We start from the raw sequence: 20,037 nt of genomic DNA, 5'->3' as shown, positions 1-20,037 counted from the left end.
TAATTATTTTTTGAGCTCGTTGCTATGAAGTTCTCTATTCGTTTGTTTCCAGAAATTACCATTAAAAGTCGCCCTGTACGTAAGCGTTTAATTCAGCGTTTGCAAAGCAATTTGCAGAATATGACACGCCGTATTGACGAGCAGATAAAAGTTAAGGGACAGTGGGACAAGCTGGATGTAGAATGTGCTGGCGCAAGTGCAGAGATCGTCGAGCAAGTGGTGGATCTATTAGGTCGCACTCCAGGGATTCATAGTTTCATCGAAGTAACTGAATACCCATTGGGTGATTTTCATGATGTCTACGAGAAAGCGCATGCTATCTACGCAGATGAGTTGAAAGGTAAAACCTTTAAAGTGCGTGTTAAGCGCTCAGGTAAGCATGACTTCCGTTCTATTGATGTTGAACGCTATGTTGGTGGTGGTTTGAATCAGCATGCGGAGACTGCGGGTGTAGATGTCCATAAGCCAGAAGTTTATGTCGATCTTGAGATTCGCAACGATAGTCTTTATGTCGTAACGAATACCTATAAGGGTTTGGGTGGTTTCCCGCTAGGTACTCAAGATTCTACGTTATCGCTCATATCCGGTGGATTCGACTCCATTGTTGCTAGCTACATGTCTATGCGTCGTGGTTGTAAAACTCATTTTGTTTTCTTTAATTTGGGTGGTCATGCGCACGAAATCGGTGTGAAGCAGGTGTCTCTGTATTTGTGGCAAAAATATGGCTCTTCTGCGCGAGTGAAGTTTATTACAATCCCTTTTGATGAGGTGATTGGTGAAATTTTACAATCTGTACATCACTCCTATATGGGCGTCGTATTGAAGCGCATGATGATGCGCGCGGGTGAGCAGATTGCCGATAAAATGAAAATAGATGCATTGGTAACCGGCGAAAGTATTGCCCAGGTATCTAGTCAAACATTACCTAATCTGTCCATTATTGATGCTGCAACTGAGAAACTAGTGGTGCGACCATTAGTGACAATGGATAAGCAAGATATTATCGATATTACACGTGAAATCGGCGCATATGACTTCGCTAAAAATATGCCTGAGTATTGTGGTGTGATCTCTGATCGTCCAACTACGTGTGCCAAGAAAGATCGTGTGGAAGAAGAAGAGTCTGATTTTGATTTTGATGTGCTTGAACGTGCTCTAGAGCGTCGCCAGGTCATTAGCATCGATGAGATTGAAGAAGATGTAAATATTCATGCTGAGGTTGAGGCATTAACTAAAGTTGCTGATAACCAGGTTGTTGTAGATATTCGCGCGCCGCATGAGCAAGAGAAAAAGCCGCTAAATATTCCGGGTTGTGAAATTCAGTTGATTCCGTTTTTCGCTTTAGGCGCTGCTGCTGATGAATTTGAAGAAGGTAAGGAATACCTTCTTTATTGTGAAAAAGGTGTTATGAGCCAAATGCATGCGCATCAAATGCAGGAACGTGGCTTTAGTAATGTAAAAGTTTATCGCCCTGGAAAGAGTGAATAACACCATATTTCACTGAATATGGATCAAAGGTTGTAAGCAAATTTTGATCCATATCCTCCCTTTGACCGAAAAATCCCCTCTAATTATTGCCTGAAGTAGACTTTTCGGGTTTAATTATGGTCCATTTGCAACCAGTACATCCGTCAGTGAAAGCCTAATAATTAGGTGGCCAAAAGCCATATCTGACGTATGGGTTTCGATAAGTACAGGAGCATCCATTAAAATGGAAAATCTGCTATCAGAAGGCCTTGAATTAATGGTCTTTGGTATGGGCTTCGTTGTTGTCTTTCTTACTTTGTTGGTATTCGCTACTTCAGGAATGTCCAAAGTGGTAGGCAAGTTTTTTCCTGAAGCACCAGCGCAGCCAAAAGCAAAAAAGACTGCACCAGCGCCAGCTGGAAATAACAATGATGAGTTAATTGCTGTCATGACAGCTGCGGTTCACAAACACCGTTCGTAAATAAGAACGGCTCAATAACGAATAAATCTGCATTAATCGACAGAAGGCCATTACCCATGACCGACGCAAAGAAACCACTTGGCATTACCGACGTAGTTCTGCGTGACGCACACCAGTCGCTATTCGCTACGCGTATGCGAGTTGAAGACATGCTGCCGATCGCGGAAAAGCTAGATAAAGTAGGCTTTTGGTCCCTAGAAAGCTGGGGCGGCGCAACATTTGACTCATGTATTCGCTTTATCGGAGAAGATCCGTGGGAGCGTATCCGCTTGCTTAAAAAAGCAATGCCAAACACAAAACATCAGATGCTCCTGCGTGGACAAAACCTGCTAGGTTACCGTCACTACGCTGATGATGTTGTAAATAAATTCTGTGAACGTGCTGCTGTTAACGGCGTAGACGTATTCCGTATCTTCGATGCGATGAACGATCCGCGTAACCTTGAAACTGCAATCAAAGCAGTTAAGGCAACAGGCAAGCACGCTCAAGGCACTATCTCTTACACTAAGAGTCCAGTTCACACGATCGATAACTGGGTTGCATATGCAAAAACTCTTGAAGATATGGGTGCTGATTCCATCAACATCAAGGATATGTCCGGTATCCTGACGCCATACGATGCATTTGACCTAGTTTCTCGTCTGAAAGCTCAGACTGATCTAGAAGTTCAATTGCATGCTCACGCGACTTCAGGTCTGTCTGATATGACAATCCTTAAGTCTGTTGAAGCGGGTATCGACCGTGTTGATACTGCTATCTCTTCTATGTCTATGACATACGGCCATACGTCTACTGAATCTGTAGTAGCTGCATTGGCGGGTACTGATCGTGACACAGGTCTAGATATCAATCTTCTAGAAGAGATTGCTGGCTACTTCCGTGAAGTACGTAAGAAGTACGCTAAATTTGAAGGTTCTCTACGTGGTACAGACTCTCGTATCCTAGTTGCTCAGGTACCTGGTGGCATGTTGACTAACATGGAAAACCAGCTGAAAGAGCAGGGTGCTGCAGATAAGTTCGATGAAGTACTAGCTGAGATCCCTCGTGTACGTGAAGACCTAGGTCTGATCCCACTAGTAACGCCAACTTCACAGATCGTTGGTACTCAGGCTGTAATCAACGTTCTAATGGGCGAGCGTTACAAAACTATCTCTAAAGAAGTTCAGGGTATTCTGAAAGGTGAGTACGGTGCAGCTCCTGCTCCTTACGATGCTGACCTTCAGGCTCGTGTATTGGATGGTGGTGAAGCAATCACTTGTCGTCCTGCTGATCTACTTGAGCCAGAAATGGACAAGTTGGTAGGCGAGCTAAAAGATCTTGCTGCTGAGAAGGGTATTGAGCTAACTCAAGGTGAGAACGAAATTGATGACGTTCTAACTTATGCTCTATTCCCACAGGTTGGCTTGAAATTCCTTGAAAACCGTAACAACCCTGATGCATTTGAACCTGCACCTACATTAGAGGACGCACTAGCAATGGCTGCACCTAAAAACACTGGTCCACAGACTTACACTATCTCTGTTAACGGCCAAAACTACGTTGTACAAGTAACTGAAGGCGGCGATATCTCTGCTGTAGCACCAGCTGCTCCAGCTGCCGCGGCTCCAGCTGCTCCTGCAGGTGCTGGCGAAGATGTTCCAGCTCCATTGGCTGGTAACATCTGGAAAGTACAAGTTGCACCAGGCCAGGCTGTTCAAGAAGGTGATGTTCTAGTAATTCTTGAAGCGATGAAGATGGAAACAGAAGTACGTGCAGCACGTGCTGGTACTGTTTCTACTGTAGAAGTTAATGAAGGTGACGCTGTACAGGTTGGCGACACTCTATTGACTCTAGCGTAAGGTATTGTTTGATGGATAAGCTAATCGAACTGTTTCTTGCCTCTGGTGCTTATAACATCAGTGGTGGTCAGATCGTAATGATTTTGGTTGGCCTTTTACTTCTGTTCTTGGCCATCAAAAAGAATTTCGAACCGCTTCTGCTTGTGCCAATCGGTTTCGGTGGCATCATGGCAAACATTCCGGAAGCTGGCTTGGCATACACGGCTGTAGAAAATGCTGTGCACTTTGCTGTTCCGGAAATCATGAATGGTTTGGCGTCAGCGCTAAATATTACTAGTACTGATCCAAAAGATATTCTGACTGCCTACCATAACACTGCTTCTGCTGCTCAGGTTCAAGATGCAATCAATGTAGCTAAAGATGGTGGTTATGCGAATGGCATGCTGTATAACTTTTACAGTGTAGCGATCGGCTCTACAGCTGCTCCGTTGTTGATCTTCATGGGTGTTGGTGCGATGACAGACTTCGGTCCGTTGTTGGCTAACCCACGTACCTTGTTCTTGGGTGCGGCAGCTCAGTTCGGCATCTTCGCAACTGTACTAGGTGCGGTTGCAATGTCTTCTATGGGCATCATGGACTTCAACATCCAAGAAGCAGCAGCAATCGGTATCATCGGCGGTGCTGATGGCCCAACTGCGATCTATGTAACTAGTTTGCTAGCTCCACACCTATTGGGTGCAATTGCGGTAGCTGCATACTCTTACATGGCGTTAGTGCCTCTGATTCAACCACCTATTATGCGTGCGTTGACTACAGACGCTGAACGTAAGATTCAGATGAGCCAGTTACGTCATGTAACTAAGCTTGAGAAGATTCTATTCCCGATCGTACTGTTGATCCTAGTAGCGCTATTGCTTCCAGATGCAGCACCTCTGTTGGGTATGTTCTGTTTCGGTAACTTGATGCGTGAGTGTGGTGTAGTAGATCGTCTTAGCGATACTGCTCAGAATGCTCTAATCAACATCGTTACAATCTTCTTGGGTCTATCTGTAGGTTCTAAACTTTCTGCTGATAAGTTCCTAGATCTTGAAACGCTAGGCATCATGGCACTAGGTATCGTTGCATTCTGTATCGGTACAGCTGCTGGTGTGATCATGGCTAAGATTATGAACAAGATGATGGGTGGCAATGCGATCAACCCACTAATCGGTTCAGCGGGTGTATCTGCGGTACCTATGGCTGCTCGTGTCTCTAACAAGATTGGTCTTGAGTATAACTCTCAGAACTTCCTGTTGATGCATGCAATGGGTCCAAACGTTGCAGGTGTAATCGGTTCTGCGATTGCAGCGGGCGTAATGATCAAGTTCGTAAGCTAATGATTAGCTCATGAAACTAAAAAAGGCTGCCATTGGCAGCCTTTTTTGTTTCTTTCAAGAGATATTATGCTGTCTAGCCTCTAGCCTCTAGCCTCTAGCCTCTAGCCTCTAGCCTCTAGCCTCTAGCCTCTAGCCTAATGCCCAGCGAATACTTCTAAATGTGCTTGTACGCTGAATGCCAAGGATACAGGGTTGTAGCCACCTTCTAGAACTGAAACAACGCGGTTTTGGCTGTATGTGCGAGCAGCATCTAACAGTAGCTGAGTTACCCAGCGATAGTCTTCCTCGTTGAGCTTAATGTCCGCCATAGGATCTTCATGATGAGCGTCAAAGCCTGCAGAGATAATGATCATATCTGGTTTGTGAGCTTGGATCGCAGGTAACCAGCGAGATTCAACGAGCTTACGGAAAACCATCCCGTCACTATGAGCATCCATAGGGCAGTTAATAATGTGGTCGCGTACAAAATCACAGTAGCGCTCAGGATAGAAAGGATGCTGGAATGTCGAACATACAAGGACTTCGGGTCTGTCTTTAAATATATCTACAGTACCGTTACCTTGGTGGACATCGAAATCAAAAATTGCAACGCGTTCTATGCCTGGTTGCTGTAACGCGTGCATTGCCGCAATGGCAGCATTGTTATAGAAGCAAAATCCCATTGCGTTGTTATGCTCAGCATGGTGACCAGGCGGGCGTGTAGCGCAAAAAGCATTTTTGGATTTGCCGCTGATTACTCGGTTAACTGCCATAACGGCAGAGCCTGCCGCTAAACTGGCTGCATGCAAGGAGTGAGGACAAAGTGCAGTATCTTCGTCAGTATACACAACGCCTTGTTCTGGCAGCTTCATCTCCAAACGTTTTTGATGGAGGTGAGCGTGGGCAAGTTGCACTTGTTCAGGTAATACGTGTACTGATTGGATTTGTTCAAGATCCTGCATCAGGCCTGTCTTTTCCAGTACCTTTTGGATGGCGACTAGGCGAATAGGGCTTTCAGGGTGCTCTGGGCCCATGTTGTGTAGGCCGCAATCTTCATGAGTGATAAATGCAGTAGTCATAAGTACGCTTTTTTTATAAGTTTTGTTTAGTTTACCTGAAACCCAAAAAGCAGGATCTCATTACATCGTCTCAATACCTCAAGCCTACACCTTAGAGTTAGATTTTTCTTGATCTGGATCATTAGTGTTTGCATGCCCTCGGGATAGGATGGTTGTCACAGCATAGAACTGTCTTGGCATCGAGTGTTCACCCTACACCCGGTGCTTTTTTTTGTTTGCAGGAAATGCTTTTGTCATATCGAATAGGCTTTTATACTTCAAATATTCTTTTTGCGTATATGGACGGTTGAGTGGCGAAAGTAGATTATTCGAACAAGCAAGTTCTACTGATAGAAAGCAGTGGCAACATGCGGTCTACTATCTTCTATATGCTGAGGAGCATGGGGGTCGCTAATCTAAAGGCGGTGACGATTAATGACCGCGTGTTAGATGAGATCTCTGAGAATAACTACGATGTTATTCTGTTAGGGCATAATGTAAATGATAGCGTCACTGGTATCCAATTGTTGGAGGAGTGTCGTTATCGTGGTTTTATTAAGCCTACGGCTTGCTGGATTTTTATGACCAGCGATGCTTCTCAAGAAGTTGTTTTGCACGCCATCGACAGCCGTCCCGATGATATGATCATGAAACCGTTTTCGGTGGATGAACTCAAACATCGTCTAGATAATATCCTTTATCGTAAATCCGTTTTTAAACCTGTTGATGATGCCTTGGAGATCGGCGATCTACCTGCGGCTATCACATTCTGTCAGCATAACTTCGCTTCTTATGATCAGGAATATGACGAAGCGCAGCTGATTCTTGCTCGTTTATTGCTTAAGTTCCAGCGGCCGAAAGAGTGTGCCAAAGTTGCTGAAAAGCAATATTGGAAAAGCCACGATAAAGAAGCGGGTATTGTTTGGGCAGAAGCTATGTTGCAGCAGGAGCAGTTTAAAGAAGCAAAGTCTCTTTTACTTGAGCTTATTGAAGAATACCCGTTATTGATCGCAGCTTATGATCTGCTTGCTGAAGCTCATGAAAAAGAAGGGAACTTAGATCAAGCACGAGAGACGGTTGCTGAAGCCGCGCAAAAATGCCCGATGGGTATTCCTCGTCAGATGGAGTTGGGGCGTTTAGCTACGCAAACTGAGCAACTGGATATGGCAGGAGGGGCTTATCGTAAATCGATCGTTCTTGGGCGGCGGAGTTGTTATAAATCTCCCGATCCTTACCTACGACTGGCTAACGTAAAGCGCTTAGAGGCAAAGAATGCTGATGGCGGAATGGCGATCGAGCTTTTTAATGAGTTTGAAAATACTATTTCGCAGGCGTATAAAGCGTTCCCACGAGATGATCAGTTACAAGTTAGAGCTTCTCTCCTTAAAAGTGAGATGTACCATCAAGTAGGGGATACAGATGCAGCTAATAAAGCAACGAGAGATGCTCAGCGTATAAATTCAGAATTGTCTGCACCTCTAGATCTTGATCGAGAGCTGCTAAGTGTAATGGGTGATGCTGTGCCAATACTAGAACCTGTTGCTAAGCAGAAGAAAGTACCAGGCAAGAAACATGATCCTGATATGAGCATTAAAGTGAACCGTTTGGGTGTGAAGCATTATTTATCAGGTAAGATGCCCCAGGCTCTCAAGTATTTTGGTTTGGCGACCGAATATGATTCAAGCAATGTAAACGCGTTATTGAATCTTGCTCAGCTTTTCTTAGAAACCGCTAGAGATAGTAAAGAGAAGCGTGAAGAGCGCATTAAAATGGTTCAGCGTTACCTTAAACTCTCTGAGCGTTTTAGTTTAGAAGGAATTGAGCTTGATAAGCAGCATCAGTTAAAGCGCTATCTAAATCACGATGTCGCGTTATTGCCTAAAGGCTCTTTAGGTAACTTATTGAGATAAATTGCTAAGGCATTGTGTGGGGAGTGGTGTCCCAGAGAGGATTCGAACCCCTGGCCTGTCCCTTAGGAGGGGACCGCTCTATCCAGCTGAGCTACTGGGACATACTTTTCGAATTTTCGCGATTCTAGCGAGATTATCTAATCAAGTCACTAAGTCTAGAAGGGATAGAGCAGTTTAAGCTTTACCTAAGCTGCTCTGTGCTTTGTATAACTGGGAGGCGCCCGCTTTGCCATAGAGCTGATCTTGTTTCTTGTGACCGCGAACAATCGCGAGCAGTTGATTAACGTTCTGTTGATTACGATAGATCGCTTGTTCATTGCGTTTATTTTTATGCTGTAATTCTTTTAGGTGCTTTTTGATTTCAGCATAAATTACGTTGGTTCGCTGTGCGGCTGGGGTATTGTCTTCCGGAGTTGAGTAATCTTCTGAATCTATCTCAATGCCAAAAGATTTTAATAAGGCTACGCGTTCTAGGGTAAAACTATGGAACTTGTTTATCACACCCATTTTTTCTTGGGTGACATCGCTTAGTCGCTCGAGATCTTTACTGCTGAGCGCTTCTAGCTCACTGTCGTAAATAGTGCTAAGTGATTCTAAAAGCAAAATACCCTGCTTGAGCAGGGTATCCAGTTCTATATGTTGTTGTTCGGTCATAGCGAAACTTACAATAGGCTATCGAAGTTCAGCATCTTCTCTGCTACACGTTCAGCATTGATTTGATAACTGCCACTTTCAATTTCTTGTTTTAGCCGCTCGACACGCTCGCTGTCCACATCAGGTGCATTGGCCAGTTGCTTTTCAACATTCTGCAGTGTCTGAGCTGCATTGCTGAGTTTAACTGTATCACCTTTACTGGACGGAGACTGCGCAGGGGCGTCATTGCTACCAGTTTTGGTTGCATTACCTTCGCCTGCTCGTGCACGAGTGCTATTCGTCTGCGACGATGACAGGCCCGTGATGTCGTTAATCATTTTTCCGTCCTCAAACTTGTATCTGAACCAGCTTATCGGCGGCTAATTTGGAAACTTTAGAAAAATTATTTTTTTTCTTTAATAAAATTGAGTATAGCAGTTGTAGGTAGATGACACCATGTCGGATTACCTACCGTTTACGGGGTGCGAACTAGCCCTGGTTCAATAACTACGGCTTTTACGATATTCCCAGAACGATCATTTTTAACTTTGATTTGTTGCCCTATCGCGCCGTCTTCGAGAGCCGTTCCTGCAGCTCTGATAGATATGCCGCTGCGTTTTGCTTCTATGATCACGGCATTCCCTCGAGACACCGCCAAAGGCGGTTTTAGCATAGGGGCAGTAAAAATTGTGCCGGCGGCAATACTTCTTTTCGTAGTCCAGCCTATAATTTCTTCTGTACGGAGAAAATAAGCTGAGCGTAGATTAGTGATATCAACTTCGGCTCTATGGATGTGCTGAGAGCCAAGGTGAGTGTTTCTTGGAAGACTCGTACTACTGATTACCGCAGTTCCATAGAGTTTAATTTGAGCAGTAACAAACAGCTGCCATATTGGATATGGGCACTTAGCTCTAAAGGTAATTCTGCTTCCATTTCCCTTAGGTGATTGAAATTCTAGGGGTTGTTGGCAGTTTTTTAGTTTGATTTTTCGGCTAATCGGGTTAAGTTTGATCTCAGTACGCGCATCCGGCTTGGCTTTTTTGTAGTGTTCTTGCAGATAAAGCAGCGCTTCCTGCTCTAATTTTTCGGTTTGATCGGCTGCTGAAACGCCGAATGAAGCCAAAAGAACAGTGGTTAGGAGGAAAAGTCGTGTTAAATTATGCTTATTCACGTTGTTGTAACTAACATTATGTTTATGTAACGGCGTACAAACAGAATAGATTTAATCTCTACGGGATTATTAGATCATGTCAGGTATCCTAGATAGTGTAAACCTGCGTACCCAAATGGTGGGGCAGAACCGGCTGGAGTTGTTATTGTTTGCTTTGGAGTCAGAGCAGCAATACGGCATAAACGTTTTTAAAGTACGTGAAGTTTTGCAGTGCCCTGAACTTACAGAGGTACCTCGTCAAACTTCAGCAATTAAAGGTATGGCGCATATTCGTGGCGAGACAATTCCTGTATTGGATCTGTCTGAAGCTGTTGGACGTCAGACTGTGCCGCATGAACAAAGGCAAGATTGCTTTTTGATTGTTGCGGAGTATAACCGACGTACTTTGGCTTTCTTGGTGCGTAAGGTTGATCGCATCTTGAATACCCAGTGGGACCAGATTATGGCCCCTCCTACAGAGATTGGGGTGGAGAATTATCTGACCGCTATCTTTGAGTATGAAGGCAAACTGATTGAAATTTTGGATGTTGAGCAGATTCTTGCTGATTTATATCCAATGGCTACAGAAGTAAGTAAAGATGTGGCTGATGATGCTGTGCGCGAAAAGGCTCGAGACTATCAGATCTTAATTGTTGATGATTCCTCTGTGGCTCGAAACCAGATGCAGCGAAGCTTAGAAGGGCTGGGTATCAAAGTTACGTCTTGTAATAATGGTCGTATGGCTTGGGATTTGTTGCGTGATATGGCTGATCGTGGCACAGATGTGACAACTAACTTCTTGATGGTTATCTCAGATATTGAGATGCCAGAGATGGATGGTTACACGTTAACGTCGATGATTCGTGAAGACGAGCGCATGAGCAACATGCATGTTGTTTTACATACATCCTTGTCGGGCGGCTTTAACGTGTCTATGGTTAAAAAGGTAGGTGCTGATGGCTTCCTAGCTAAGTTTAACCCGGATGATCTTGCAACCGCCGTTGTACAGCGTATCCAGCAAGTAGAAAAATAATAAGGCACAAGGTAGGGGTATTACTCTTTCCATGAGTATTTCCGGTAGATCAAATTTTACGATCACGGATGCTGACTTTGAGTTGTTCAGTCGCTTCCTTGAGGATAGTAGTGGGATATTGTTAGCAAAACATAAACAATATCTTGTGCAGAGCCGTTTGGGGAAAATTGTTCAGGAAAACAACTGTCCTGGCTTGAAAGAACTGATAAGTAAACTGCAAAGTCCAGCATCTAAACGTTTGCGTGAGCAAGTTATTGATGCGATGACCACTAATGAAACCTTATGGTTTCGGGATGTTCATCCTTTCGATATCTTACGTGATCGTATTGTGCCTGAAATGCTAGGCCAAGGTGTTGGATCGAACAAAATTCGAATTTGGTCAGCGGCGTGTTCTACAGGACAAGAACCTTATTCGATCAGCATGACGCTGGATGAATTTAAGAAAAAAACGCCGGGAAAATTAGCTTCTGAAGAGATAATTGCTACTGATATTTCTACTCAAGTGCTAGAACAAGCGCGTCGTGGTGAGTACGAAATGCTGGCAATAGGACGAGGCTTGTCCCAAGAGCGTCTTACCCAGCATTTCCGGGAAACGTCCAACGGCAGTTGGGCGGTAAAACCGGAAATTAAATCGAAAGTTAGATTTCAGAGTATCAATTTGCTTGGACAATATACGTCGATGGGTAAATTCGATGTGATTTTCTGTCGTAATGTGTTGATCTATTTCTCCAGTGAAAAGAAAACTGAGATATTGTCCAAGATGCATGGGGTGTTGAAACCTGGAGGTTACCTGATACTTGGTGCTTCCGAATTCCTTTCAGGCTTATCCGATAAATACAAAATGATTCATTGCCGGCCAGGCATTATTTATCAAGCTATTTAATTTAGTCGGATATCCTTATTTTTACTAAAAGCCGCTTGCCAAAGGTAAGCGGCTTTTTTATTGCCTCTTTTAATTGTGCTAGCTAACTTTGCCGCCTGCGGCAACTAAGCGGTTTTAGTTTGCCGTTTTTGGACGGTTAGTGGTTTTAAATTGATATCATTTAATTCTAAGTAATTGAAAATAAAAGATTATATTTGCTTGGCATGCTGTTTGCTTTATTATGATTAATATTAAATGAGGCAATGAAATGGCAATTAGTTTTGACGCAGCTTTGGGGATTCACGATGACGCGCTAATGCATCGCGCTCGCCGTGCAGAAGTTTTAGCTAACAATATTGCTAATGCTGATACTCCTAATTTTAAGGCAAGAGATATTGAGTTTGCCGAAGCGTTAGAGCATGTGTCGACTAAAATGAATGTAAAGCAGGTTGCTACTACTGCTGGGCACAATACTGAATTGCTAGATCCTGACCTAGCGGCAGATATGATGTTTCGAATTCCTAACCAAGCGTCTGTAGATGGTAACACGGTAGAAGTTCAGCAAGAGATGGCTCGTTACACAGAAAATGCTTTGGATTACCAGACGTCATTTCATTTCCTAAATAAGAAATTTACAGGTCTTAAATCAGCGATTAAGGGTGAATAATCATGTCATTGAGTAATGTATTTGGAATCGCTGGTTCGGCTATGAACGCGCAGACAATTCGCTTAAATACGACAGCCAGTAATATGGCTAATGCGGAAAGTGTGAGTTCAAGTCTTGATGAGACCTATAGAGCGCGGAAGCCAGTTTTTGCTGTGCAACAGACAGACCCTTTAGCCGAACCTGATAATGAATTTGGAATCGCAGCAGGACAGGGTGTTCAGGTGCTTGGGATTGTGGAAAGCGAAGCTGAGCTGCGTCAAGAATATAACCCTGCTCATCCGATGGCTGATGAAGAAGGGTTTGTGTATTACCCAAATGTAAATGTTGTGGAAGAGATGGCGGATATGATTTCGGCATCTCGCTCTTTCCAGATTAACACCGAGATTATGAATACTGCCAAGCAGATGCTTCAGCAGACGATCAGACTTGGGCAGCAGTAATTTAAGTAACGAGGTTCTTGGCCATGAGTAATGTAAATGGCGTTAATCAGAACGTATTTGATCAGATAAATAGGACAAACCAGTCCAATAGTACGCAACAGAGCCAAACGGATGAAGATAGCGATATGTTCATGCGTTTGATGATTGCTCAATTGCAGAATCAGGACCCTTCAAGTCCAGCTGATACGACTGACTTTATGCAGCAGATTGCGACTATGTCGCAGGTTGAAAGTATTAATAACCTGAACCAGACCGTTGCTGAAACATCTCAAGCGATGTTGTCTAGTCAAGCAGCGTTACAAGCATCGTCTATGGTTGGTCAGTCCGTGTTTATCCCAGGTGATTCGGCTGAAGTGGGTACGGTAATGAACCCATTTGCTAAGGGGGCCTTTAATCTGGAAACCAGCGCCTCAGAAGTGCGAATTAAGGTTTATAACTCAAGCGGAACCTTGGTTGACAATATGCAGCTTGGTGCTGTTGAGCAGGGTGAGCATGAATTTGCATGGCAGATGCAGTTCGACGAAGACGGTAATCCGGAACACCCTCCAGGAGATTACACATTCGTGATCGAGCGTCTCGAAGATAATGAATATCAAGCGGTTGATACCAGTATGGCTTATAGAGTTAACAGTGTGACTCTAGGTGAGAATGGTATTGGTATGAAAGTGAACACAACAGCTGGCACATTTGATATCAGCGATGTGAAACAGATCGGCGTGTGAGGATAAGAAGATGGCAGGTTTTAATACAGCGGTAACCGGTCTGAAAGCGGCCACTACGGACCTTGATGTAACAGGTAATAACATTGCAAATGCGAGTACAGTAGGTTTTAAATCTTCTCGTACTGAGTTTGGTGATATCTACGCTACAGCAGTAGTGGGTGCGGGTTCATCAAACGTGGCAGGTGCTGGTGTAACTGTAACTGATATCGCGCAAGACTTTCAGGCAGGTACCATTGAGTTTACTAACAATAACTTGGACCTGGCGATAAATGGTTCTGGCTTCTTCCAATTGGATGATGGTCAAGGCGGTACGACTTACACCCGAGCAGGTTCATTTGAATTAGATAAAAACGGCTTTATCGTTTCAAAAACAGGTAGTTTTCTGCAAGGTTACGGCTTGGATTCTGAAGGTAACCGTTTGCCTATTGGTAATTTGGCTGTAACGCAGAAAGAGAGCCCGCCAAAAGCAACTGAAGAAATTGATCTGTCTTTTAATATTGACTCTCGTGAAGATGCGGCGGAATTGCTTCCTGACTACGATAAGGATGAGCCGGGCTCATTCACTTACAGTACGACTGTAAGAACGTTCGATAGTCTAGGTAATGAGCACACGATTAAGTTTAATATGGCTGAGGCTCGACCTTTTCAGGCTCAGCAGCAGCTTACAGGTTTAGTTGCTGGTGACACAATCTCAGGTGTTACCGTTACCGCTGCGCATGTTGCTGAATTGACGGCTGCAGCAGGTACAAACCTAACTTCTGGTACGTTTTTTACCGCCCTAACGGATCCTGTAACGGGTGATCCTCGAATTGAGAGCCTTGAAGTGACTAACGCAGGTGACTTCTTGATTCGTTTTAAATCGGAATACCCAGAGCCAGATTTAGTGCAAGTTACGGGTACTGTTGCTGTTACAGAGGCGCCTGAAATTGCGGCTAATGAAACGTACGATTTTGATATTCCAGCAGCAAACGTACCTACGACGGCGCCTTTAGTGTTGGAAATAGGTGGGATTACTATTCCTGCATTAGCTACCGGTTCCACTGATGATCAGATCGGTGCTGCAATTACGGCTTCTGAAGCTAAAATTTTAGATGCTAACCCAAATGTTGAATCGGTTATCTACGATAATGTAAATAAGCGTATTCGTATTACTTATAAAGCAGAATCTGGTGATATAACTCCGGGTCAAGCATTGAGTATTACAGCGACAACAGGTACTTCTCCGTTTAATGCGCCGGTAATTAAGGATGGTGATAACTCCTTCCAAGGTGTTTATCGTATGTACGCGTATTTGAATGGTACAGAACAGCTAGATATTGGTAAGGCGTTAGATCCGGGCGAAGCAGGTTCTGGTACCGAGCCGGGTCCAATTTTAGTTAAATTTAATCCGTCGAATGGTTTGTTAACTGGGGTGAATGGTAATCAGTTCTCCGCAGGGGCGATTGTGCCTTCTATTACCATTCAAGGTGCTGACCCTGCAGATTCGACTACGGTTATTGAGCTAGATATCACGAATACAACTCAGTTTGCATCGGCATCGATTGTAAAAGCATCTTCGCAAGACGGTTACACTAAAGGTGATTTGATCGGTGTAACCTTTAGTGGAACCGGTGAGATGGTTGCAAGTTTCTCTAATGGTCAGAACCAAGATCTAGGTGTAGTTGCAATTGCGACCTTTGAAAACCAGTCAGGTTTGCAGCCATCTGGTGATACAGAGTGGACAGCAACCCTAACCTCTGGTGATGCGATTGTTAACCCGCCGGGTACTGGTTTGAACGGTACGCTTCAGTCAGCCGCTTTGGAGCAATCTAACGTAGATCTTTCAGCTGAACTGGTTTCCTTGATCGAAGCGCAGCGTAATTTCCAGGCAAACTCAAAGACGCTGGAAACACTGAATACAGTGACTCAGAATATTCTGCAGATCTAATCAATCTTGTATTTCTAAAAAGGCCGCAAATGCGGCCTTTTTTGTTTTTGGCACGCTGATTGCTTTATCTATGTCATTAGTATTTTACTTTTAAGAATTGCAGTTTTGCTGCCAAGAGTGGAAATAACAGATGGATAAGGTGCTTTATTTAGCAATGAGTGGCGCGAGAGAGAATATGCTCGCACAGCAGGCTCATGCCAATAACCTTGCAAACGCCAACACCACAGGCTTTAAGTCAGATCTGGCGCAGGCTAGAGCTATGCAGGTCTTCGGTGAAGGTCATGCTTCCCGTGTCTATGCGCAAACTGAACGTCCAGCTACTGATGTTACGAGTGGCACTTTGATTGAAACAGGGCGTAAGTTAGATGTTGCTGTTGCTGGGGATGGTTGGATCTCTGTTATTAGACCTGACGGCACAGAAGGGTATACCCGTGCCGGTTCGCTGCAGATCAATGCCGCTAACCAGCTAGTAACTGGCAGTGGTTTGCCGGTGATGGGTAATGGCGGCATTCCTATTGTTTTACCGCCTTTTGAAAACCTTGAAGTGGCAACTAACGGCACAATTACCATTCAGCCTTTAGGTGAAAATACAGCTGAGTTGTTGGTTGCCGATCAGATCAAGCTTGTGAATCCAGATCCACAAACAATGTTTAAAGGTCCGGATGGTTTGATGACTACAGGTAACGCAGCAGAGATTTTACCTGATGCAAATGTACGCATTCGTTCAGGCTTTCTTGAAGCAAGTAATGTTAACGCTGTAAGTGAATTGACTGGGATTATCAGTTCTTCTCGTCAATTTGAGATGCAAATAAAAATGATGAAAACTGCTGAAGAGAATTCTGAAACAGCGGCATCAATTTTGAAGATATCGTAAGAATCACCTGAGGATTAAGTAGATGCACGGTGCATTAAATGTAGCAAAAACGGGTATGACCGCTCAGGATACCAACCTGAAGGTGATCTCGAATAACTTGGCTAACGTTTCAACGGTCGGATTTAAAAAAGACAATGTTGTCTTTGAGGATCTGATGTATCAGATTCGCCGTCAGCCTGGTGCTCAAACTGCAGAAGAAGCGCAGCTACCTTCTGGTCTTCAAGTTGGTTTGGGTGTACGTACAGTCGGCACGCAGAAAATTTTTGCGACCGGTGATATCCAAATTACCGATGAAGCTTTTGATGTGGCCATTAATGGCCGCGGTTTCCTGCAGGTTAATTTACCTAATGGTGATATCGCTTATACACGAAACGGCCAGTTGCACCTGAATGCAGATAATGAGTTGGTTTCTGCTGAGGGCTATACCATTGAACCGGCCATCACTTTGCCGGGTGAAGTGGTTAACTTCTCTATCAGTACGGACGGTATTGTTGAGGTGGTGACTGCAGGTAATACTCAGCCAACTCAGATTGGACAACTGCAGTTAGCAGATTTTGTTAACCCTCAGGGCTTGCAATCGTTAGGTCAAAATCTTTATTCAGAAACTGGGGCTTCAGGCGCACCGGTTATCAGTAACCCTGGTGAAAATGGTACTGCCGTTCTAATTCAAGGTTCTTTAGAGGGTTCAAATGTGAACTCGGTTGAAGAACTGGTGGATATGATCACGACTCAGCGTGCTTATGAAATGAATTCCAAGGTTATATCTACAGCTGATGAAATGCTCTCCTTTGTGAGTCAGCAGCTTTAATCGGGGTGGCTAGGTGAAAGCAATGAAGAAATTACTGTTAGGCATTCTTGCAACCAGCTTCGTGTTAACGGGTTGTGTTCAGAAACAAGTTAAGCCAAATAACCCAGAATATGCACCTGTGATGCCTCAGTCACTAACCCAGCCTAAGCCTGTAAATGGCTCAATCTATAACTCTGCGACAAGTATCAATCTTTATGGTGATGGCCGTGCGCATCGAGTTGGTGACATTCTGACCATTATGTTGGAAGAGAGTACAAGCTCGCAGAAGAGTGCTAAGACAGAGCTTGATAAGTCAGGATCAGCTTCATTGCAACAAGCAACAGCATTGGGTGAGCCTATCACCGCATTTGGCAAGCCAGTGAGCTTTACTTTGCCTTCAAGTACGACTGAATTTGATGGCGAAGGTAAGTCGGATATGAGTAATAACCTGAGCGGTAACATCACTGTCACAGTACACGATGTTATGCCGAATGGTGTATTGATCGTGAAAGGTGAAAAGTGGCTAACCTTGAATCAAGGCGATGAATATATCCGTATCAGCGGCATGGTTAGACCGCAAGATATTGGGTCTGACAATACGGTTGTATCGACTAAGCTTGCAGATGCGCGTATCGCATACAGTGGCACAGGTGCGGTCCATGATACGAATGTTATGGGCTGGATGTCCCGTTTCTTTATTGGCGCGTTGATGCCTTTCTAAGGAGGACATAATGAAATTAATTTTAGTCCTAATCAGTAGCCTGCTATTTAGTGTTTACACTCAAGCAGCGCCAAGTCGCCTTAAAGACATGGTGTCTATTTCAGGTGTACGTTCCAACCAACTTGTCGGCTACGGTTTAGTTGTTGGTTTAGATGGTACTGGCGATAAAACGTCATTTACCTCACAAACGTTTCGTAACATGTTGAATAATTTTGGTGTTGCTATCCCATCTTCGGTTAATCCTCAATCGAAGAATGTGGCAGCGGTTGCAATTCATGCAGATCTACCTGCGTTTGCTAAACCTGGACAGGCGATTGATATTACTGTTGCAGCTATTGGTGATGCTAAAAGTTTACGTGGTGGTAGTTTGTTGATGTCGCCTTTGAAAGGTGCTGATGGACAGGTTTACGCGATTGCTCAGGGTAATTTGGTTGTATCCGGTTTTGGTGTTCAAGGCGCTGATGGTTCTAGACTTTCTCTGAATGTGCCAAGTGTAGGTCGTATTCCAAACGGTGCAACAGTAGAGCGTTCAGTGCCTAGTGGTTTTAACCAAGGCGATAGTTTGGTTCTAAACCTGCATCGTCCAGATTTTACAACCTCTCGTCGTGTCGCTGAGCAGATAAATCACTTGTTGGGGCCAAATATGGCGGCTTCAATGGATGCAACCTCTATCCGTGTCCGTGCGCCAAGAGACCCGTCTCAACGCGTATCATTCCTATCGGTTTTAGAAAACCTAAACGTTGAACCAGCTAAAGATGCGGCTAAGGTTGTGATCAACTCGCGTACCGGCACCATCATTATTGGGCAAAATGTACAGGTTGCTCCAGTCGCTATTACGCATGGTGGTCTAACCGTCGCAATTGCAGAAGCTGCTGATGTAAATCAGCCAAACCCCTTGGGTGGTGGTCAGACAGTGGTAACTCCTCGTACTGGAATCGAGGTGGATGAAGGTTCGGGTCATATGTTTGAGTTTGCGCCGGGTGCGAACTTGCAGGATATCGTCGAAGCAGTCAATCAGGTGGGGGCAGCCCCAGGTGATTTGATGGCTATTTTAGAAGCGCTGAAGCAGGCCGGTGCGCTTAAAGCAGAATTAGTGGTGATCTAAATGATTAAAACAGGTGCAGGCAGTAATGCTCAACTCTATTCAGACTTGGCTGAACTTCAAAAACTGAAGGCTCACGCGAAAACCAATAGTGATGAAGGTCTGCGCCAAGCCGCTCAGCAGTTCGAGCAACTGTTCGTAAATATGTTGTTGAAATCGATGCGAGATGCCAACGCGGCATTTGGCGAAGATAACTTCATGAATAGTAGTCAGACCAAGCTGTATCAAAGCATGTTTGATAATCAGATAGCGATGGAGTTGTCTGGTTCGTCAAAAGGCATTGGTTTAACCGATGTTTTAGTGCGTCAGCTTGGTGGCAAAGTCGATAGTCAGAGTCGTCCAGATATAAAACCGCTAGATCTCGAAAGCCGCCAATTAGATCAGGCGTTTGACCAGGCTGCTTCAATTGCCGCATCTGCGCTGTTAGCTAAAGCAGAAGGTCAGGAGAATCCACCTGGAATTACCTTAACCGAAGAGCAAAAAAATACGGTTAAAGAGGTGTTTGAACAGCAACTAAATGCTGCTGCCAAAGTGGTTAATGAAGCACTACCAGATAGGTTCGAATCACCCGAGCAGTTTGTTGAAAATTTAATGCCATTGGCTGAAAAAGTTGCAGGTGAGTTGGGTGTCGACCCTCGAGTATTGCTTGCTCAAGCCGCCCTAGAAACAGGATGGGGTAAGTTTATGGTTCGCTCTCCTGATGGCAGTAACAGTAATAACCTTTTCAATATTAAAGCGGATAGGCGCTGGGATGGCGATAGCGCGCAAGTCTCTACACTTGAATACCGTGATGGAGTTGCGCAACGAGAAAAGGCGTTTTTCCGTAGTTATGACAGCTATGAAGATAGCTTTAGAGATTACGTTTCATTTTTGCAAAATAGCCCACGTTACAAAATGGCACTGGAGAGTGCGGGCGATCCTTATGATTATGTTCGGCAGTTACAGGATGCCGGTTATGCAACCGATCCTGAATATGCTAACAAGATTAGAAATATTTTTGATGGTGAGTTGCTAGCAAGTCGAAGCTCCTCAACTAAAGAGGGCTAAGTAATAGCCGATAACCTATTACT

General features: G+C 44.3%; 20 protein-coding genes and 1 tRNA gene. 16 read left to right on the top strand and 5 right to left on the bottom strand.

Going from position 1 to position 20,037, the window contains the following annotated elements; genetic code table 11:
* Nucleotides 1-24: 24 nt before the first annotated feature.
* The 4 genes from thiI (at nucleotide 25) to ACMXYV_RS15150 (ending at nucleotide 5,102) form a co-directional block, all read left to right on the top strand.
* Nucleotides 25-1,488: a tRNA uracil 4-sulfurtransferase ThiI gene (gene thiI, locus ACMXYV_RS15165; protein WP_415889294.1), complete on the top strand. Its 1,464-nt coding sequence runs from the start codon at nucleotides 25-27 to the stop codon at nucleotides 1,486-1,488.
* A 223-nt stretch (nucleotides 1,489-1,711) separates the two neighbouring features.
* Complete coding sequence (locus ACMXYV_RS15160; RefSeq protein ID WP_415882415.1) at nucleotides 1,712-1,948, top strand: OadG family protein; 237 nt, start codon at nucleotides 1,712-1,714, stop codon at nucleotides 1,946-1,948.
* Between the two features lie 56 nt (nucleotides 1,949-2,004).
* Nucleotides 2,005-3,786, top strand: coding sequence for a sodium-extruding oxaloacetate decarboxylase subunit alpha (oadA, locus tag ACMXYV_RS15155; protein WP_415889293.1), 1,782 nt, complete (start codon nucleotides 2,005-2,007; stop codon nucleotides 3,784-3,786).
* Between the two features lie 11 nt (nucleotides 3,787-3,797).
* Nucleotides 3,798-5,102 carry a sodium ion-translocating decarboxylase subunit beta gene (locus tag ACMXYV_RS15150; RefSeq protein ID WP_415889292.1) on the top strand — a complete coding sequence of 435 codons (1,305 nt, stop codon included), beginning with the start codon at nucleotides 3,798-3,800 and terminating at the stop codon, nucleotides 5,100-5,102.
* Between the two features lie 134 nt (nucleotides 5,103-5,236).
* On the opposite strand, the gene ACMXYV_RS15145 is transcribed toward ACMXYV_RS15150, so the two are convergent.
* Nucleotides 5,237-6,160, bottom strand: coding sequence for a histone deacetylase family protein (locus ACMXYV_RS15145; RefSeq protein WP_415889291.1), 924 nt, complete (start codon nucleotides 6,158-6,160; stop codon nucleotides 5,237-5,239).
* Between the two features lie 290 nt (nucleotides 6,161-6,450).
* On the opposite strand from ACMXYV_RS15145, the gene ACMXYV_RS15140 reads away from it, so the two are divergent.
* A complete protein-coding gene (locus tag ACMXYV_RS15140; RefSeq protein WP_415889290.1) occupies nucleotides 6,451-8,049 on the top strand; it encodes a response regulator in 1,599 nt (532 codons plus the stop codon).
* Nucleotides 8,050-8,073: 24 nt separating this feature from the next.
* Here ACMXYV_RS15140 and ACMXYV_RS15135 read toward each other — a convergent pair.
* The 4 genes from ACMXYV_RS15135 to flgA all read right to left on the bottom strand — a co-directional run bounded on the left by ACMXYV_RS15135 (nucleotide 8,074) and on the right by flgA (nucleotide 9,853).
* A tRNA-Arg gene (locus ACMXYV_RS15135) sits at nucleotides 8,074-8,150 on the bottom strand.
* Between the two features lie 73 nt (nucleotides 8,151-8,223).
* A complete protein-coding gene (locus tag ACMXYV_RS15130) occupies nucleotides 8,224-8,703 on the bottom strand; it encodes a flagella synthesis protein FlgN (RefSeq protein WP_415889289.1) in 480 nt (159 codons plus the stop codon).
* Between the two features lie 8 nt (nucleotides 8,704-8,711).
* Entirely contained in the window at nucleotides 8,712-9,020 is a 309-nt protein-coding gene (flgM, locus tag ACMXYV_RS15125) for a flagellar biosynthesis anti-sigma factor FlgM (RefSeq protein WP_415889288.1), read from the bottom strand.
* 137 nt (nucleotides 9,021-9,157) lie between these two features.
* The gene (flgA, locus tag ACMXYV_RS15120) at nucleotides 9,158-9,853 is read right to left on the bottom strand and encodes a flagellar basal body P-ring formation chaperone FlgA (RefSeq protein WP_415889287.1); all 696 of its coding nucleotides are present in this window, start codon (nucleotides 9,851-9,853) and stop codon (nucleotides 9,158-9,160) included.
* A gap of 76 nt (nucleotides 9,854-9,929) precedes the next feature.
* Here flgA and ACMXYV_RS15115 point away from each other — a divergent pair, with 76 nt between their 5' ends.
* The 11 genes from ACMXYV_RS15115 (at nucleotide 9,930) to flgJ (ending at nucleotide 20,014) form a co-directional block, all read left to right on the top strand.
* Complete coding sequence (locus ACMXYV_RS15115) at nucleotides 9,930-10,865, top strand: chemotaxis protein CheV (protein ID WP_415889286.1); 936 nt, start codon at nucleotides 9,930-9,932, stop codon at nucleotides 10,863-10,865.
* A 31-nt stretch (nucleotides 10,866-10,896) separates the two neighbouring features.
* Entirely contained in the window at nucleotides 10,897-11,748 is an 852-nt protein-coding gene (locus ACMXYV_RS15110) for a CheR family methyltransferase (RefSeq protein ID WP_415889285.1), read from the top strand.
* Nucleotides 11,749-11,995: 247 nt separating this feature from the next.
* The gene (gene flgB / locus ACMXYV_RS15105) at nucleotides 11,996-12,394 is read left to right on the top strand and encodes a flagellar basal body rod protein FlgB (protein ID WP_415889284.1); all 399 of its coding nucleotides are present in this window, start codon (nucleotides 11,996-11,998) and stop codon (nucleotides 12,392-12,394) included.
* Between the two features lie 2 nt (nucleotides 12,395-12,396).
* A complete protein-coding gene (gene flgC, locus ACMXYV_RS15100) occupies nucleotides 12,397-12,834 on the top strand; it encodes a flagellar basal body rod protein FlgC (protein ID WP_415889283.1) in 438 nt (145 codons plus the stop codon).
* A 23-nt stretch (nucleotides 12,835-12,857) separates the two neighbouring features.
* Nucleotides 12,858-13,556 (top strand): flagellar hook assembly protein FlgD, encoded by a 699-nt coding sequence (locus ACMXYV_RS15095; RefSeq protein ID WP_415889282.1) that lies wholly within the window; start codon nucleotides 12,858-12,860, stop codon nucleotides 13,554-13,556.
* 10 nt (nucleotides 13,557-13,566) lie between these two features.
* Nucleotides 13,567-15,483, top strand: coding sequence for a flagellar hook protein FlgE (locus tag ACMXYV_RS15090; protein ID WP_415889281.1), 1,917 nt, complete (start codon nucleotides 13,567-13,569; stop codon nucleotides 15,481-15,483).
* A 130-nt stretch (nucleotides 15,484-15,613) separates the two neighbouring features.
* Nucleotides 15,614-16,357 (top strand): flagellar basal body rod protein FlgF, encoded by a 744-nt coding sequence (locus ACMXYV_RS15085; protein ID WP_415889280.1) that lies wholly within the window; start codon nucleotides 15,614-15,616, stop codon nucleotides 16,355-16,357.
* A 22-nt stretch (nucleotides 16,358-16,379) separates the two neighbouring features.
* Nucleotides 16,380-17,165 (top strand): flagellar basal-body rod protein FlgG, encoded by a 786-nt coding sequence (flgG, locus tag ACMXYV_RS15080; protein ID WP_415889279.1) that lies wholly within the window; start codon nucleotides 16,380-16,382, stop codon nucleotides 17,163-17,165.
* Between the two features lie 22 nt (nucleotides 17,166-17,187).
* On the top strand, nucleotides 17,188-17,865 hold the full coding sequence (gene flgH / locus ACMXYV_RS15075; RefSeq protein ID WP_415889278.1) for a flagellar basal body L-ring protein FlgH: 678 nt from the start codon (nucleotides 17,188-17,190) through the stop codon (nucleotides 17,863-17,865).
* A gap of 10 nt (nucleotides 17,866-17,875) precedes the next feature.
* On the top strand, nucleotides 17,876-18,970 hold the full coding sequence (locus ACMXYV_RS15070) for a flagellar basal body P-ring protein FlgI (protein ID WP_415889277.1): 1,095 nt from the start codon (nucleotides 17,876-17,878) through the stop codon (nucleotides 18,968-18,970).
* Nucleotides 18,971-20,014, top strand: coding sequence for a flagellar assembly peptidoglycan hydrolase FlgJ (flgJ, locus tag ACMXYV_RS15065; RefSeq protein ID WP_415889276.1), 1,044 nt, complete (start codon nucleotides 18,971-18,973; stop codon nucleotides 20,012-20,014).
* Nucleotides 20,015-20,037: the final 23 nt, after the last annotated feature.

The organism is Neptuniibacter sp. SY11_33 (assembly GCF_047778025.1).
In the GTDB taxonomy this organism is placed as follows: domain Bacteria; phylum Pseudomonadota; class Gammaproteobacteria; order Pseudomonadales; family Balneatricaceae; genus Neptuniibacter.
This window is presented reverse-complemented; position numbering and strand designations above follow the sequence as displayed.

Excerpts from the sequence above, each read along its gene's own strand:
- ACMXYV_RS15070 (WP_415889277.1), top strand. The coding sequence starts at position 17,876 with ATGAAATTAATTTTAGTCCTAATCAGTAGCCTGCTATTTAGTGTTTAC.
- flgJ (WP_415889276.1), top strand. The coding sequence starts at position 18,971 with ATGATTAAAACAGGTGCAGGCAGTAATGCTCAACTCTATTCAGACTTG.
- thiI (WP_415889294.1), top strand. The coding sequence starts at position 25 with ATGAAGTTCTCTATTCGTTTGTTTCCAGAAATTACCATTAAAAGTCGC.
- flgG (WP_415889279.1), top strand. The coding sequence starts at position 16,380 with ATGCACGGTGCATTAAATGTAGCAAAAACGGGTATGACCGCTCAGGAT.
- ACMXYV_RS15150 (WP_415889292.1), top strand. The coding sequence starts at position 3,798 with ATGGATAAGCTAATCGAACTGTTTCTTGCCTCTGGTGCTTATAACATC.
- ACMXYV_RS15145 (WP_415889291.1), bottom strand. The coding sequence starts at position 6,160 with ATGACTACTGCATTTATCACTCATGAAGATTGCGGCCTACACAACATG.
- ACMXYV_RS15095 (WP_415889282.1), top strand. The coding sequence starts at position 12,858 with ATGAGTAATGTAAATGGCGTTAATCAGAACGTATTTGATCAGATAAAT.
- flgH (WP_415889278.1), top strand. The coding sequence starts at position 17,188 with ATGAAGAAATTACTGTTAGGCATTCTTGCAACCAGCTTCGTGTTAACG.
- ACMXYV_RS15115 (WP_415889286.1), top strand. The coding sequence starts at position 9,930 with ATGTCAGGTATCCTAGATAGTGTAAACCTGCGTACCCAAATGGTGGGG.
- flgM (WP_415889288.1), bottom strand. The coding sequence starts at position 9,020 with ATGATTAACGACATCACGGGCCTGTCATCGTCGCAGACGAATAGCACT.
- ACMXYV_RS15090 (WP_415889281.1), top strand. The coding sequence starts at position 13,567 with ATGGCAGGTTTTAATACAGCGGTAACCGGTCTGAAAGCGGCCACTACG.
- ACMXYV_RS15160 (WP_415882415.1), top strand. The coding sequence starts at position 1,712 with ATGGAAAATCTGCTATCAGAAGGCCTTGAATTAATGGTCTTTGGTATG.
- ACMXYV_RS15130 (WP_415889289.1), bottom strand. The coding sequence starts at position 8,703 with ATGACCGAACAACAACATATAGAACTGGATACCCTGCTCAAGCAGGGT.
- ACMXYV_RS15085 (WP_415889280.1), top strand. The coding sequence starts at position 15,614 with ATGGATAAGGTGCTTTATTTAGCAATGAGTGGCGCGAGAGAGAATATG.
- ACMXYV_RS15110 (WP_415889285.1), top strand. The coding sequence starts at position 10,897 with ATGAGTATTTCCGGTAGATCAAATTTTACGATCACGGATGCTGACTTT.
- oadA (WP_415889293.1), top strand. The coding sequence starts at position 2,005 with ATGACCGACGCAAAGAAACCACTTGGCATTACCGACGTAGTTCTGCGT.
- flgB (WP_415889284.1), top strand. The coding sequence starts at position 11,996 with ATGGCAATTAGTTTTGACGCAGCTTTGGGGATTCACGATGACGCGCTA.
- flgC (WP_415889283.1), top strand. The coding sequence starts at position 12,397 with ATGTCATTGAGTAATGTATTTGGAATCGCTGGTTCGGCTATGAACGCG.